The sequence below is a fragment of the Neisseria sp. HMSC058F07 genome, from assembly GCF_001810035.1.
Lineage (GTDB): Bacteria > Pseudomonadota > Gammaproteobacteria > Burkholderiales > Neisseriaceae > Neisseria > Neisseria perflava.
The window spans coordinates 1-379 of record NZ_KV799704.1; the positions used below are offsets into that span (position 1 = coordinate 1).

A 379-nucleotide genomic window follows, 5' to 3' on the forward strand; every position below is an offset into this window, starting at 1 on the left:
GGCGAGTTTGTCTTGGCGTTCTTTGGAAAGCCGTCTGCCGAACGGGTCATAGGCGTATGTCCAGATCTCGGTGTTGCCGGCGGGCTTTTTGATTTCGGCGCGGACGAGTTGGTTTTCTAAATCGTATTGGTAATATTGGTTTTCGCCATTAGGCAGCTGGCGGTAGATCAGGTTGCCCAATGCGTCGTAGGTGTATTCGATGCCGTTGTATTCTTTGAGGCGGTTGCCGGCGGTAAGGTTGGGGTTGGCAGGTGATTTCAGACGACCTTGAGTTTTGGTGTCGTCTGAAATCGGAGCGGTCGTTTTGCCCTCTCCACGACCCTCTCCCGCGGGAGAGGGGGTAGATGTCGGGATGTCGAGGATGTTGTGGGCGGGGTCG

The 379-nt window shown here is 55.4% G+C and carries 1 pseudogene; it reads right to left on the reverse strand.

What is annotated here, in order from left to right:
* A pseudogene (locus tag HMPREF2696_RS07980) lies at window positions 1-354 on the reverse strand (type IV secretion protein Rhs); the annotation flags it as partial.
* Window positions 355-379: the final 25 nt, after the last annotated feature.